The sequence below is a fragment of the Bacillus nitratireducens genome (assembly GCF_001884135.1).
Taxonomy (GTDB): Bacteria; Bacillota; Bacilli; order Bacillales; family Bacillaceae_G; genus Bacillus_A; species Bacillus_A nitratireducens.
The window spans coordinates 118,738-131,996 of record NZ_MAOC01000026.1 but is presented as its reverse complement, the minus strand read 5'-3'; the positions used below and the strand labels follow the sequence as shown (position 1 = coordinate 131,996).

The following is a 13,259-nucleotide window of genomic DNA, read 5'->3' as shown; positions in this document are numbered from 1 at the left end:
AATACACTACAATGAGATTACATACAAATTTGTAGGTAAAGGTGATAAATATGACACAATGCATCATTTGCAGAAAAGATACGAAAGAACTTAGTGAACAATATGTCATACCAGAGATATTATGTGGATATTATTTCACAAACTCCATTTGTGATTCCTGTCATGAACATATGACAACAAATGTTGACCGTCCTTTAATTAGGCATAAGCTAAGTCAATATAAGATTGAGCAAATGAAAAAACAAATCGACTCCCCTCTCTATACGAATGAACATGGTGAGGAGCTGGCGGCCGCTGAAACGGATGTTGTCGAAATAAGTGATGAAATACTTTATTCTAATGCATTAATTATGAAACTATGTAAAAAGCACGATATTTCACTACATAATGAAATTTGGAAAGAAGAGCGTGTAACAAAAGTAGCTAGTTCTATTCAACGTGAATTGCTTTTAGATAACCGTAAATATAAAATGAGTGTATTAAAAATGGCCTATACTTTTGCTGCACAAACAATTGATGGTTACATTGACGATCCAGATGCGATTGATATTTCTAACATTCTATTAAATGCCGATTTCATGGAATTAAAGGAGAAGAGTATCGTACGTGACTTAAGCAAAAGCTCTTTATGGAATACATTAAATACAACGAGTGAAAACCATTACTTTATTTTACTTAGTGATAAAGACGGTTTATTCTGCTTCATTCGCCTTTTTGATATTTTTGATGTTGTTGTTCATTTATCAGAAAAAAGGTACGATCTTCCATCACCAATTGTCGGTGTAAATAATGTAGACAAAAAAGGATTTTTTGTAGAAAACTTAAAACAGTATATGGACGGGCTATTTAAAGAAACTACATCTTCTATTTAATCCACACCAGAACATACGGTCTCCTTTCTTCATGAAAAGACACTGTGTTATAATGAGTATGAAAAGAACAATACAATCACATAAAACAATTAAAAACTGTATATAAATAAAAAAGACTAGTGTGCGGCTACACACTAGTCCACGTAACTTAGCAGATTGGATTGTTCATTTATCCTATTTGTTTCGTACAAACACAACAACCCACTTTCTATAGGCATAGCTGGGTTGTTATTTTTTGAGCTTGTCAATTAAGACGACAATAAACGTTAACAATGCAACGAGAAACAGTCCACCTTGCAGCAGCAACGCAATTTCACTCACGAATTATCACCCCCCTTCTACTTTGGAGAAGTGATAATTGAACAACCAACCACACCTTAAGTTACCTCTTAATTTTACCATATTTTTTAATTGTTTACGACGAAAACCCGCAAGCTAGTGAGCTGCGAGTTTTTTTATTTTTCACTATTTTTTTAGTGCATATGCATCAGCAATCATTTCACCAACAATTTTATTTTCTTGTTTCTTTTCGTCTTTCAATAGTGGGAATAATAATTCTGCTACTTCATACGCTTCTTCTAAATGTGGATATCCCGATAAAATAAACGTCTCAATTCCTAACGCTTCATATTCTTTTATCCTTTTCGCTACTGTATGTGGATCTCCTACAAGTGCAGTACCTGCACCACCTCTTACAAGTCCAATGCCAGACCATAAGTTAGGACTTATCTCTAACGAATCCCGTGTTCCTTTATTTAAATGTGTCATCCGCTTTTGACCAACTGAATCATATCTTGCAAATGTCTGTTGGGCAAGCTCAATTGTTTCGTTATCTACATATTGAATTAACTTTTCAGCCTCTTCCCATGCTTCTTCTTCTGTTTCTCTTACAATAACGTGTAACCTAATACCAAATCGCAGCTTACGTCCCTTCTCTTCCGCAAGTTTTTTTACTTCTTCTATTTTCTCTTTCACTTGCTCTGGCGGCTCCCCCCACGTTAAATATACATCACTGTGTTCAGCTGCAACTTCTTTACCTGCAGCGGAAGATCCCCCGAAATAAATTGGTGGATACGGTGTTTGAACTGGCGGGAACACGACTTTACTATCTGTAACTTTAATATGTTTTCCTTCTAAAGAAATACTTTCTCCTTGCAAGGTCGATTTCCAAACTTTTAAAAATTCATCCGCTGCTTCATACCTTTCATCATGTTCAAGATACAGTCCATCTCCTTGCAGTTCGACCGGGTCTCCTCCAGCTACGACATTTATAAGTAGTCTCCCGTCTGAAATTCTATCAAATGTTGATGCCATCCTCGCTGCAACTGTCGGTGACATAAGTCCTGGTCTAACCGCTACTAAAAATTTTAATTTCTCTGTCTCAGCTGCAAGAGCTGACGCTAATACCCATGGATCTTCACATCCTTGACCAGTTGGAAGTAAAACGCCTGTATATCCTAAATAATCAGCTGCCTGTGCAACTTGTTTATAATAACCATATTCAGCTGCTCTTCCTCGTTTTGTCGTTCCTAAATATCGACCATCTCCATAAGCCGGAATAAACCATAATAATTCCATACCTTTACACACCCCTTATTTATTTTGAAACGTATACTAAAATACTCTATATAAATTACCCCTAATAATTTATATGTTAATTCCCTTTCCCACCTTTAAAATTATCTCGCCACCTTAAAAACTTTACTTCTAGTAAACGTACGAGTGAATCAGAAAACTTCCCAACGAATGCAAAGATAATTATGCCGACAAATACGATGTCTGTATTGGAAAATTGCCTTGCATCCATAATCATATAGCCAATACCTTCTGTAGATCCCATCAGTTCTGCTACTACTAAACTTACCCATGCAACTCCTAAAGATAATCTTGCTCCAAGTAAAAGGTTCGGCAATGCAGCCGGTAAAATTAATTTCGTAATTAACTTTCGTTTACTAAACTCTAACACTCGTGCAACATCAAATAGCTTTGAATCTACACCACGTATTCCTAAAAAGGCGTTTACGTATAAAGGAAAAAATGCACCGTCCGCAATTAATAACACTTTCGATGTTTCTCCAAAACCGAACCATAATACGAAAAGCGGTGCAACAGCTAAATGAGGTACAGTTCTTAACATTTGTACAGACGGATCTAAATATTGCTCACTTCTCGTTGAAAATCCAACAATCGCTCCTAAAATAATTCCTAAACTCCCGCCAATAAAGAAACCAACCGCAGCCCTGAATACACTGATACTTAAATGACCGAATAACTCTCCTGTTTTTATAAGTTCTTGAAAAGCTAGAAATATATCTAATGGCGTTGGTAAAACTGTTTTAGAAACTAAATCGAATACGCCAGCTAGCTGCCAAATAATTAATACGATAATCGGTATCATAATTGCTCTTACTAACACTTTTACATTCGTCTTTCGCACTTTCTTTACATCGTTTTTGCCAATCGTTATACTCGTTGGTTTCATAACAGCTTTCGTATTCTCCAATTTACAAAACCTCTTTTCATTTCGCCTTTAATGCTTTTTCTACGAAAGAATTATCTACTACTTTATCTGTCTTGATTTCTTTCTTTATAGAACCGAGCTTATATTGAAAATCCGCTGTCTTTTGCTGTTCCACTATTATTTCTTTCTTTACTGGAACTAAAATTGGTTTGTCGTGATTAAACACTTCTTTTACAATTTCGGCATCTATTTTCTTTGCAGCAGTGTATATTTTTATTGCTTCATCTAAATTTGACTCTTGCCATACACGTGCTTTTTCATACACCTTAAGGAATTTCTCAACTAATTCTGGATGCTCTTTCGCAAATTTTGTTCTCGCAATTAAAAATTCTGGTGAAGAGACATTTAACGTTTCACCATCTGCAATCACCTTCGCTCCTTTATTTACCGTATGTAACGATATGAAAGGATCCCAAATTGCCCATGCATCTACTGAACCAGATTCAAATGCAGGCTGCGCCTCATCTGGTTGTAATTGAATGACATTTACACCTTTTGCATCAATACCTTCTTTATCTAGTGCCCGATATAATAAATTAAATGCACTACTTCCTTTTGCTACTGCAATTTTTTTACCTTTCAAATCTTTTACACTCGTAATCTTGCTATCTTTTTGTACAAGAATTCCAGTTCCTTTCCTCGCATAACTTGTATTAGCAATTTCGGTAAATTCAATACCTGCTGCTTGTGCTGAAATAACTGGAGAGTTGCCAACTTCACCAAAATCCAACCGATTTGATGCGATTGCCTCAAAATAAGGAGGCCCGCTTTGAAACTCTGTCCACTTCACTTTAACTCCATCTTTTTTAAACTCCTCTTCAAACCATCCCTTTTTCTGTGCCAGTAAGAGCGGGCTTAATCCTTGCTGTATACCAATTTGTATTGTTACCTCTTCTTTCTTACTACTTGCTGTGCTTTTTTCGCATCCTAATAAAAATAAAGATATAACTAATGCAAAAGAAAGAATCTTACTTTTTTTATACATATATAATTCACCCTTTTCCTATATACTTGTTTGAATCAATCCCCCGTGTTCAAACTGCTGCAATATTTTCGTGCGAATTTCTTGGAATAATTCCGAAGTTTTACTACGTGGATAAGGTAAATTATTTTCAATCACTTTATGTATTTTTCCAGGCTTTGCACTCATGATGATAATTCGGTTTGAAAGATATATCGCTTCGTCTATATCATGAGTAACAAATATCATTGTCGTTTTCTTCTGCTCCCAAATATTCAACAGTACTTCTTGCAAATGACTTCTAGTAAAAGCATCAAGTGCTCCGAATGGTTCATCAAGTAATAATACATTTGGATCCCTTAATAAAGCTCTCGCAATCGCAACACGTTGTGACATCCCGCCTGAAATTTCTTTCGGATATGATTTTTCAAAACCATCTAATCGAACGATTTCAACCCATTCCTTAACCTTATCTTTTACATACTTATCTTTTAACGACAGATCTGCAGCAATATTTTCTTCAACTGTTAACCATGGAAACAAGCGGTGTTCTTGAAAAATAAACCCTTGTTTCTTACTCGGTTTTACGATTTGCTCCCCATCAATGATAACTTTACCTTCAAATTCGTTATCCAACCCCGCAACAATTTTTAAAAGCGTACTTTTCCCACAACCACTCGGTCCGATTATAGTTATAAAATCCCCTTTCTCTAATTGAAAATTAATATCTTCCAATACTTGAACCGTACCAGTTTGTTTCGAAAAATATTTTGATACTCCATCAATTGAAACAGTCACTTCTTCCCCTCCTTGAAATGATTCATCTAAATGAACAGATCCAGCATTTGTATAATAAAAAAACCAAAGGCATTTTATCAATAGATAAAATGCCTTTGGTTTCTCCAATCAGCAATACGTTATAGAATTAACTATATATTATACAAACATTTCCGATAAGTCAACTAGGTTTTAATGAACGTTATTTACTTTTAAAAATATTAGCAGTTTCTAAAATGATTTTTGGAAGCGACTCTCGAATTATATTTTTGACTGTATGAAGAGCTTTTTCTACATATCCGTCTTCAAATTGTTCTAACGGCTCATCTAATTCATCCTCATCCAATATAAAATATCCCCCACTTGGAAGTACCATAATATCAAGGATTAAATCTTCGAAGGATACCACTCCATCTGTTATATATGTATTCCTTACAATATTAAAATAAGAACCTAGATAACTCCCATCCTGATCTCTCCAAACGTATAAATTATATGGACGATTCCTCCAGTAGTATGCAGCTGTATAACTTCCTTTCGGGATCGTTAACTTCTTATCGTTCGCTGCCATTGTAAAAGAGTACTGTACTTCATGATATAAAACAATTTTTTCTGGTTGTGCTTCTATTAATAAACAAATATGATCTACAGTTGTAGCATCATATCGGATTTTTCTTTCAATAATTTCAATCCCTGTTGGACGTAAGAAACTCATTTTGTATTTCCCCTTTTATTTTAGTTCTTTCATTATAACCCTTTATTTTTCCACTAAGAAGCCGTTTAGTGAATTCGTTTCTTGTTTTTAAAGTTAAAATCCATTTCATCTCATTTCTGCTCCACAAAAAAGCCCCTTCTAAATTAGAAGGAACTCCAATACCATTATTATTTTATAACCCACGATGGATAAGTCTTTACTTCTAAACAAAACTCCCGTTCTTTTAACCACTCAACAGCACTACACACAAGTGGGGATGAATTCTCTTCTGTAACGCTTTCTATAGGGAACCATCTCGCTTCTAATGAATCTTGTCCTTCAAATTGTTCAGGTGCTATGAATTCACTTTCGCATTTTTCAACGCCGTAAAGTACTGCGATATGATGTACATGTGTGTATCCCTTGAATTTTGATGGAAATTGAAAGTCAATTGTGCCTATTTGTTTTACTACTTTCACTTTCAGCCCAGTCTCTTCTTCAATTTCTCTATGAAGTCCGGATAATAATGAATCCCCATCTTCTAAACTACCACCAGGTAAATCATATCGGTTTTTGTATGGCCCTTTAATTTTATTGATTACTAATATGCTATTATTTTCGATACAAATACCGTATACACCAAACACACGATGATATTTAAGAGCTTTACTCATGTTTTAACTTTTCCTTAACTACATCATAAAAATTCCGTTCATCATCTACATTTAAGTGAACACGACTTACTGTTTTAGAAAATCCATATAACAACTGCGCTTTAATTGGCTCCTTTAACTTTATTTCAAAAGTTGGAGGTTCCTTTATAAATTCCATAACAGTTGCGTCAAGAACCTCTTTCTCTTCTTCTTTCTTTAAAGGTTCGCCTTTATAAAACGCAATGTTATCAATTTGTGTAAATGGTATAACGATTTTCTTTCCTAATCCAATTTGAATAATTACTTTTTCTTCTGAAACGATAATTGGATTTTTACGCATCGCTTGTATTTCAGCTAAAAAATAAAACATCGCATATATGTTTAAGATAAGTAAAATCCAAGCTATCACTGGATTCCATTGATGAAGTAAATAATGAAAACCGATACTTTCAATTACAGTTGCATGAATAATCATGATATAAACACCTATTGCACCGGTCTTTTTATGATATGAGTATGTGAATTCACTTTCTGATACTTTTACACGCCACGATAAAAAAGCATAATATAATAATTTACACTCTGTAAGAATGATATTTACTGACCTACTTCTTTTCATAGTATCATCAAATGCTTGATCAATCGCATAAGAAAATGAAGAATACTCACTTCTATATTCTTTATATCGTTTTATTATTTTAGGTAGAACTCTAATAATTTTATATATCAGAAACAGTTCAAAGCATACGAACAAAATTTCTCCAGCAACTATTACATACGAAACAAATGAAAAAGCTTGTAAATAATCACTAGGAATTATAAATCTTGCGAACACGTATCCTGCTATAACTACAGGAAACATATACGTTAATGAATACCTTTTCCGTATAATAAAGAAATATGTGATGACTGGAATTACAAACATAAAATCTAATAACGAACCAAGCACTACTTCTTTCGGAGCAGCTGCTACAATTGGAAGGGTATACAATAAATAGTTTGACAACATAATTAGAGATACAAGCCCAAACCAAACACCTATTCTCTTCCGGGGTATGGTGACATTCATACGTTCACTCCTCTATTCAAAAACCTCATTTAAACGGTCTTTATAAAATAAAATGGCACGTTCAAATTCTTTTACTCCCTCTACTTTTACGACCGTTTCCAGCAATAATTTCATCGCGGATTCATGATCGTTTACGTTATATTTTGCTAGTGATAAAAACACTTTCATCACGTCATGTTCCGGGAACTTCTTTATCCCTGCTTCTAATACAGTAATCGCTTTATCATATTCTCCTATACAACGATACGTACTGCCAAGACCGATATATGCACCGCAAAGGGATTCACCATCAAGTCCGTTCGCAATTGCCTGTTCATAATACGGAACTGCCTCCGTTTCAAGACCCATTACATCATGTATCCAAGCGCATTGATATAGTACTTCTGCATCCCTCGTAAAATTTGTTAATCCTATAAGTATCTCTTTAGACTGTGCATATTTCTTTTCATTTCTAAGTTTAATAGCTTGCTTCAATAAATGTTCCATAAAATCCACTCCTCACAAAATGTTCATTATGCATATAACATGTATTACACATTTACGAGCAGCTAATGGCCTATTCCATTGATTCGATTTAATAATCAGTAAGGGAGAAGTTCCCTCACTAATTTAATATTAACTCCATTACATACTATGCGACTGGATCTCTTTCTAAAAGCTTAAATTTACATAGAAGTGATACGATTACATAAATGCTCTAACATAATGACAATTTCTTTTGCAGTTTCATCTTTCCCATTACATAATTTCACATTACCGTCTTGTCCAATAACATGGTGCACAGCGCCGCGAGAATATAATGAATGTGGTGAATTTGCTACCATTACACTCGCTTTCGCATCTTCCATCCTTTTGCTCGCTCTTTCAATGAGTTCTGCTTCATTTACGTCACTTTCCAGTTTAAAGCCAACGAGTGTCGTTTCTGGATCCCAACTCTTTATTTGTTTTAATACTTTTGGTGCTTTTTGAAAATGAATAATTGGAGCGATGTCACTGGAAATCTTTCCGTTCATATTAAGAATATTTCCATCTTGATCGCAAATTTTTTCGACAACCCAATCTGAGCCAGCAGCAGCCATAATAACCGCATCAACTTTTTCATGTGTAATAATACTTTTCATCTTATCTTGTAAATCAATAATCCCCTCAAATGGATGCAATTCTAATTGGTTATTTACATCCATTGGCTTCTCAGCGAAATAGCCATGCAAATATATTACATTTGCTCCTTTTGTCATTAGCTCTTCTGCAATAATTCTTCCAATCGTACCTTTTGCTAAATTTGTATGTCCACGTACTTGATCCCATTTTTCTAGGCAACCGCCGCTCGTAATTAATACTTTTTTCCCCTTCATCATAACCATCCCTTACTGATTTTTCGCACGAAACCACTCTGTTCCAAAGTCAACTGCATCACGTTGCCTCATAAAGCGGCACGTCGCATTCCCTATCTTCCCACGCGTAACTGTTCCTTTCCGTTCGTATTCAACTCCAATTTCTACAAACGTGTCAGAATCGTAATCCATTTCAACGAACTCTTTCCATACTCTTACACCTTCTTCTATAATAGGCGCTCCTACCTTTATTAACTCCCGTGCACCTGTACGTACCTCAGATAAATGTATGGACGTATTGGAGTCATATCCGACACCAAGTAATAATATGTATCCATCTAAATCATATATTTTTCGTAAGGGCGATTCTTCCCCAAAACTTATGGAAAGTGAATGATTCGCTATAATTTCCTCTGCATGTTTCCCCCATGCTGCAAAACTACTGAGCGGATGATTACTGCGCAATACATTTGGATATGTACGAAAACATTCAACTACTTTTCCCATTGCCCTTGTTGGTGTTATACGTGGGTCAAATGCGGGGACATTATCCCGGATAATTTGCCACCATTCTTCTGGTACAGGTGGTCTTGACCAATGTTTTGGATCGGATAAATCCGAAGATTGGGTTGGCATAATTATCGTTCCTTCTTCTGTAACAACTTTCATTAACGCTTCTACTACGGCAACTGCCCCACCAGATATCCAACCGATCGAACTTAATGATGAATGAACAATAACTGTCATTCCTTTTTCTATCCCTAATGCGTTTAAATCATTTGTAATTGTTTCGATTGTATTTGGAAGTTGTGTACTCGCCACTATTTCATTCATTTTCACGATTGTTCCCCCATTTTGCTTTAAACTAATACATACATATATTATCATATTTTTCTTAATTTTTAACTTAATCATTTCGATTACTATACGTCTATCGTTTTTATCATATCGGAAACAGTTAAATTATGGTATATTAATTCGAAATAAATATAGTAAGGTAAACGCAATGAAAAACTTTCAATCTAGCAATCTTAATTTATACTAATACGAAATATCCCATCACAAATGATGAGCTATTTATTTTATTCATTCTCTAAATAACAATAAAACCTCTCTACTCCTAGGTATTTCTCTCCCAAGCTTTCAATCTTAAAGTTACATTTCTTGTAAAATTCGACTGCCTCTGTATCTGTCTCAGCCTCAATATATGTTAACTCATATTCCTTAATTATTTCTTTAATCATTTGAAGTGCAATTCCTTGATTGCGATATTTTTCATCAACAGCTATGTGACACACTCTCGCTCTATTTGTATGAATTAGCACTATACCTATGCAACCCTTATTCCCATATTTATATAGCACCGCCTGATCATTTTTATACATTGAAACTGCTTTAAATAAGCTTGCTTCACTCGGACCGATTGCATGCTTTAATACTTTTTTAATGGGATCTATTTCTAAATGCTCAACACGTTGTAACATCCTATCTCCATCCTTTCTCATGAAAAAAGATTAGCTCTTTATTGAAAAAGAGCTAATCTTTTTACGCCGTTATTTTCTCTTCTTTTTTCACAACTACAGCTACATAACTATGAAGTATCATTCCGACAATTACAAGACTCATTCCAACCCACGATAAAGAAGACGGAATTGGAGCCGATAACCAGATCAGCTCTCCTACTAATGCAAATAAAACTTCACCAGACTGTGTCGCCTCGACTGTTGCTAATTTTTGCGGATCATCTTTTACAAGATCTGTCGCAAAGAAGAATAATACTGTAGCAATTAAACCTGAACTAATCGCTACAATAAAACATTGAAAAACTTGACTACTTGACGGTAAACCGCTTGTAGATGCTTCATAACCCGAAAGTAAAAACCAAAATGGTAAACTTGCTAATGTCATACCGAGAACTCGTTGGAAGACATCTAATTCGCCCTTACATACTTGCATCATTTTTCTATTTCCAAGTGGATATGCAAACGCAGCAATGAGTACAGGAACTACACATAAAATGGTTTCACGAATCCCTAAAGAAGAAGCGTGTTCTACTTGCATAAGAACAACACCGAATAAAATAATGCCTGACATTACTAATTCCTTCATTGGTAGTTTTTTATGTAATGGGTCTACCGCAAAAAATGGTGTTAACAAAATCCCTGCAACTATTGTAATTTGCCAAGTCGAAGCGACAAGCCACCCCGGTCCAAACGCACCCGCGAAACTAAGCGGTGCATAAAAGAGACCAAATCCAACAATACTCCATAACAACCATTCTTTCGGATTACTTTTCATATATTGAAAGAGTTGTTTTAAGTTCCCTCTATACAGAACAATAATTAGTAGCATTGGAACCATAAAGTAATACCGTAATGATGCACTCCAAATCCAACTCCCGCCTCCTAAGTCCATCGACCGGTTTAACACAAAGGTAAAGGCAAAGAAAAACGATGCCAATATCCCTACTGCAATAGCTTTCATTATAAAACCCCTTGTTTAGTTTCTTGTTATACTATACAACAAAATAAATATAATTAAAATTCAAAATTTTTATTATATATGTATTCTTTAAAGGAACAACACCATATATTCGTCATCACTATACACACCATTTATCTTTAAAGCTCTCTTTTCAATTCCGTAAGTTTTAAAGCCCATTGATCCATATAATCTTTTTGCTGGTTCGTTTGTAGATACAACACCTAAGTTCAATTGCTCAAGTTTTATTTCTCTCGCTCTTTGAATTGCATTTGCAATTAACTCACGTGCCAGTCCATTACGTCTATTTTGTGCATCTACATACATCGCAACGATATGACCTTTATGTTTATACGCCGCTCTCTCTTCTGTTAGTAAAGTGACAACTCCAACTAAATGATTTTCTTCATTAAATGCACCAAATGTACAACTAGTAGTAGCTGTTAAATTACTTTCCACTCGCTTAATAGGATTTTCCTGGCGAATCGCCTCTTCATAAGTTGTTACAAATGCCTCTGGATTTACTTGTAATGCTTGTAAACGTAAGCCCCAATATTTTTCTGCATCTTCTTTCGTAAGTAATCGAATCATTTTTCCCATCCCCTTTAAGTTTACATAATATTTTTATAGACTATTAAATGAAGATTGATATTCTTCTTTTAACATACTATAACGATAGCGATGAATGAATTTACCATGACGTAATCTATCATTTCTCATTATTCCTTCACAAACAAATCCTGCTTTTTCATAACTCTTTTTAGCTTGTAAATTATCTTCGTCTACTCGTAGCCATATTTTTTCTAATTCGAATACAGAAAAGCCAATTTGTAACATACTGTATAGTGCTGCCATTCCATATCCTTTACCCCAGTATTCTTTATTTCCAATGGCAATCCCTAGTTCAGCATTTTTATTTGTTTGATCAAAGTTTTTCAGGTCTATCCATCCAATGTGTAAACCTTCCTTTGTAACGATAGCTCGTTGTTCATAACCATTCTCTCGACTTATGCATACTTCAATCCATCTTCTCGTATCTTCACGAGTGAACGGTGGATATTGATCTGGTACAACTAAATGTTTTGTTACTTCTTTATCTAATGACCATTGATATCTGTCTTCTACATCGTCTAGTGTCAATTCTCTTAATTGAACGAATGGTACATTCATTTTGCTATCCCCTTTTCATTTCCCGATAGAAAACCCTTCGAACACTCTTCCTCCATACTGATCTAGCGTTTTTTCTATAAAACTAATTAATTCATTTTTATCTCCTGTTTTATAAAAATGATCAAAAGCTGCTACAAATTGGTCTGCATATTGTTCGTCATATCTTTTTAACACTCTAATAAACCATTTTGAATTTCCAAGCCATTGTCCATTTACCCTTAATACATATTCATGTATTAAATCAGCTAATAAATTGGCGATAAATAATTCTTCTTCTCTCTTTGTTGCACCAATGAAATCATCCAAAGTATCCGTAATAAAATATCGCTTCTGCTTCATCGTTTCTTCTGACCATTTTTCCGGACCTTTATTTAATAGTTCATTCGCTTCTCTTTTTAGTTCTGCTATAATTTCATCTTTACCTTTTAATGCAATCCCCTCTGAAACTAATTGTGGTAACGAAGGTCTCCCGCGATCACAATCCATTTTAAAAAAGGTTTTATACGTTTCAAAATTATGTACGAATACTTCAACAGGCCAACCATAACTATAGAAAGATTCTCTATAACAAGATGACAAACTTTGATCGAATATTACAATATCAAGGTCAGATGTTTTCGTAGCCTCTCCTCTAGCATTACTTCCCCCTAGTAAAGCAACATCACAATTCGAAAATTGTGATGTAATTATGCTTTGTGCCGCTTCAATTGGTTTCATAATCTTACCC

General features: G+C 34.7%; 17 protein-coding genes. 1 reads left to right on the top strand and 16 read right to left on the bottom strand.

Annotation, left to right across the window (positions count from 1 at the left end; translation table 11 throughout):
• Window positions 1-50 precede the first annotated feature (50 nt).
• Window positions 51-872: an HNH endonuclease gene (locus BAU23_RS10355; protein ID WP_000189681.1), complete on the top strand. Its 822-nt coding sequence runs from the start codon at window positions 51-53 to the stop codon at window positions 870-872.
• Window positions 873-1,100: 228 nt separating this feature from the next.
• On the opposite strand, the gene BAU23_RS30560 is transcribed toward BAU23_RS10355, so the two are convergent.
• The 16 genes from BAU23_RS30560 to BAU23_RS10280 all read right to left on the bottom strand — a co-directional run bounded on the left by BAU23_RS30560 (window position 1,101) and on the right by BAU23_RS10280 (window position 13,249).
• Window positions 1,101-1,193 (bottom strand): putative holin-like toxin, encoded by a 93-nt coding sequence (locus BAU23_RS30560; RefSeq protein WP_001289319.1) that lies wholly within the window; start codon window positions 1,191-1,193, stop codon window positions 1,101-1,103.
• 144 nt (window positions 1,194-1,337) lie between these two features.
• Window positions 1,338-2,450 carry an FMNH2-dependent alkanesulfonate monooxygenase gene (gene ssuD / locus BAU23_RS10350; protein ID WP_016129708.1) on the bottom strand — a complete coding sequence of 371 codons (1,113 nt, stop codon included), beginning with the start codon at window positions 2,448-2,450 and terminating at the stop codon, window positions 1,338-1,340.
• A gap of 76 nt (window positions 2,451-2,526) precedes the next feature.
• Window positions 2,527-3,375: an ABC transporter permease gene (locus tag BAU23_RS10345; protein WP_016129709.1), complete on the bottom strand. Its 849-nt coding sequence runs from the start codon at window positions 3,373-3,375 to the stop codon at window positions 2,527-2,529.
• 16 nt (window positions 3,376-3,391) lie between these two features.
• A complete protein-coding gene (locus BAU23_RS10340; RefSeq protein ID WP_016129710.1) occupies window positions 3,392-4,378 on the bottom strand; it encodes an aliphatic sulfonate ABC transporter substrate-binding protein in 987 nt (328 codons plus the stop codon).
• Between the two features lie 18 nt (window positions 4,379-4,396).
• Window positions 4,397-5,152: an ABC transporter ATP-binding protein gene (locus BAU23_RS10335; RefSeq protein ID WP_000218588.1), complete on the bottom strand. Its 756-nt coding sequence runs from the start codon at window positions 5,150-5,152 to the stop codon at window positions 4,397-4,399.
• 181 nt (window positions 5,153-5,333) lie between these two features.
• Complete coding sequence (locus BAU23_RS10330; RefSeq protein ID WP_071734348.1) at window positions 5,334-5,846, bottom strand: ribonuclease FAU-1 family protein; 513 nt, start codon at window positions 5,844-5,846, stop codon at window positions 5,334-5,336.
• Window positions 5,847-6,013: 167 nt separating this feature from the next.
• Window positions 6,014-6,499, bottom strand: a complete 486-nt coding sequence (locus BAU23_RS10325; RefSeq protein WP_016129712.1) for an NUDIX hydrolase — start codon at window positions 6,497-6,499, stop codon at window positions 6,014-6,016.
• Window positions 6,492-7,547 carry a hypothetical protein gene (locus BAU23_RS10320; RefSeq protein ID WP_016129713.1) on the bottom strand — a complete coding sequence of 352 codons (1,056 nt, stop codon included), beginning with the start codon at window positions 7,545-7,547 and terminating at the stop codon, window positions 6,492-6,494. The genes BAU23_RS10325 and BAU23_RS10320 overlap by 8 nt, the downstream gene beginning before the upstream one ends.
• A 12-nt stretch (window positions 7,548-7,559) precedes the next feature.
• Window positions 7,560-8,033 carry a tetratricopeptide repeat protein gene (locus BAU23_RS10315; protein WP_071734346.1) on the bottom strand — a complete coding sequence of 158 codons (474 nt, stop codon included), beginning with the start codon at window positions 8,031-8,033 and terminating at the stop codon, window positions 7,560-7,562.
• A gap of 179 nt (window positions 8,034-8,212) precedes the next feature.
• The gene (locus BAU23_RS10310) at window positions 8,213-8,902 is read right to left on the bottom strand and encodes a phosphopantothenoylcysteine decarboxylase domain-containing protein (protein WP_000676690.1); all 690 of its coding nucleotides are present in this window, start codon (window positions 8,900-8,902) and stop codon (window positions 8,213-8,215) included.
• A 12-nt stretch (window positions 8,903-8,914) separates the two neighbouring features.
• Entirely contained in the window at window positions 8,915-9,715 is an 801-nt protein-coding gene (locus BAU23_RS10305) for an AAC(3) family N-acetyltransferase (protein WP_130783278.1), read from the bottom strand.
• Window positions 9,716-9,963: 248 nt separating this feature from the next.
• Window positions 9,964-10,365 (bottom strand): GNAT family N-acetyltransferase, encoded by a 402-nt coding sequence (locus tag BAU23_RS10300; RefSeq protein ID WP_000941880.1) that lies wholly within the window; start codon window positions 10,363-10,365, stop codon window positions 9,964-9,966.
• 61 nt (window positions 10,366-10,426) lie between these two features.
• Window positions 10,427-11,365 (bottom strand): DMT family transporter, encoded by a 939-nt coding sequence (locus BAU23_RS10295; protein ID WP_071734344.1) that lies wholly within the window; start codon window positions 11,363-11,365, stop codon window positions 10,427-10,429.
• Window positions 11,366-11,452: 87 nt separating this feature from the next.
• Window positions 11,453-11,953 carry a GNAT family N-acetyltransferase gene (locus BAU23_RS10290; protein ID WP_016129715.1) on the bottom strand — a complete coding sequence of 167 codons (501 nt, stop codon included), beginning with the start codon at window positions 11,951-11,953 and terminating at the stop codon, window positions 11,453-11,455.
• A gap of 33 nt (window positions 11,954-11,986) precedes the next feature.
• A complete protein-coding gene (locus BAU23_RS10285) occupies window positions 11,987-12,532 on the bottom strand; it encodes a GNAT family N-acetyltransferase (RefSeq protein ID WP_071734342.1) in 546 nt (181 codons plus the stop codon).
• Window positions 12,533-12,547: 15 nt separating this feature from the next.
• Entirely contained in the window at window positions 12,548-13,249 is a 702-nt protein-coding gene (locus BAU23_RS10280; protein WP_071734340.1) for a nucleotidyltransferase domain-containing protein, read from the bottom strand.
• Window positions 13,250-13,259: the final 10 nt, after the last annotated feature.

What these genes read in the sequence shown, in the direction of transcription:
- BAU23_RS10355 (WP_000189681.1), top strand. Translation starts at nt 51, where the DNA reads ATGACACAATGCATCATTTGCAGAAAAGATACGAAAGAACTTAGTGAA.
- ssuD (WP_016129708.1), bottom strand. Translation starts at nt 2,450, where the DNA reads ATGGAATTATTATGGTTTATTCCGGCTTATGGAGATGGTCGATATTTA.
- BAU23_RS10340 (WP_016129710.1), bottom strand. Translation starts at nt 4,378, where the DNA reads ATGTATAAAAAAAGTAAGATTCTTTCTTTTGCATTAGTTATATCTTTA.
- BAU23_RS10330 (WP_071734348.1), bottom strand. Translation starts at nt 5,846, where the DNA reads ATGAGTTTCTTACGTCCAACAGGGATTGAAATTATTGAAAGAAAAATC.
- BAU23_RS10325 (WP_016129712.1), bottom strand. Translation starts at nt 6,499, where the DNA reads ATGAGTAAAGCTCTTAAATATCATCGTGTGTTTGGTGTATACGGTATT.
- BAU23_RS10320 (WP_016129713.1), bottom strand. Translation starts at nt 7,547, where the DNA reads ATGAATGTCACCATACCCCGGAAGAGAATAGGTGTTTGGTTTGGGCTT.
- BAU23_RS10315 (WP_071734346.1), bottom strand. Translation starts at nt 8,033, where the DNA reads ATGGAACATTTATTGAAGCAAGCTATTAAACTTAGAAATGAAAAGAAA.
- BAU23_RS10310 (WP_000676690.1), bottom strand. Translation starts at nt 8,902, where the DNA reads ATGAAGGGGAAAAAAGTATTAATTACGAGCGGCGGTTGCCTAGAAAAA.
- BAU23_RS10305 (WP_130783278.1), bottom strand. Translation starts at nt 9,715, where the DNA reads ATGAATGAAATAGTGGCGAGTACACAACTTCCAAATACAATCGAAACA.
- BAU23_RS10300 (WP_000941880.1), bottom strand. Translation starts at nt 10,365, where the DNA reads ATGTTACAACGTGTTGAGCATTTAGAAATAGATCCCATTAAAAAAGTA.
- BAU23_RS10295 (WP_071734344.1), bottom strand. Translation starts at nt 11,365, where the DNA reads ATGAAAGCTATTGCAGTAGGGATATTGGCATCGTTTTTCTTTGCCTTT.
- BAU23_RS10290 (WP_016129715.1), bottom strand. Translation starts at nt 11,953, where the DNA reads ATGATTCGATTACTTACGAAAGAAGATGCAGAAAAATATTGGGGCTTA.
- BAU23_RS10285 (WP_071734342.1), bottom strand. Translation starts at nt 12,532, where the DNA reads ATGAATGTACCATTCGTTCAATTAAGAGAATTGACACTAGACGATGTA.
- BAU23_RS10280 (WP_071734340.1), bottom strand. Translation starts at nt 13,249, where the DNA reads ATGAAACCAATTGAAGCGGCACAAAGCATAATTACATCACAATTTTCG.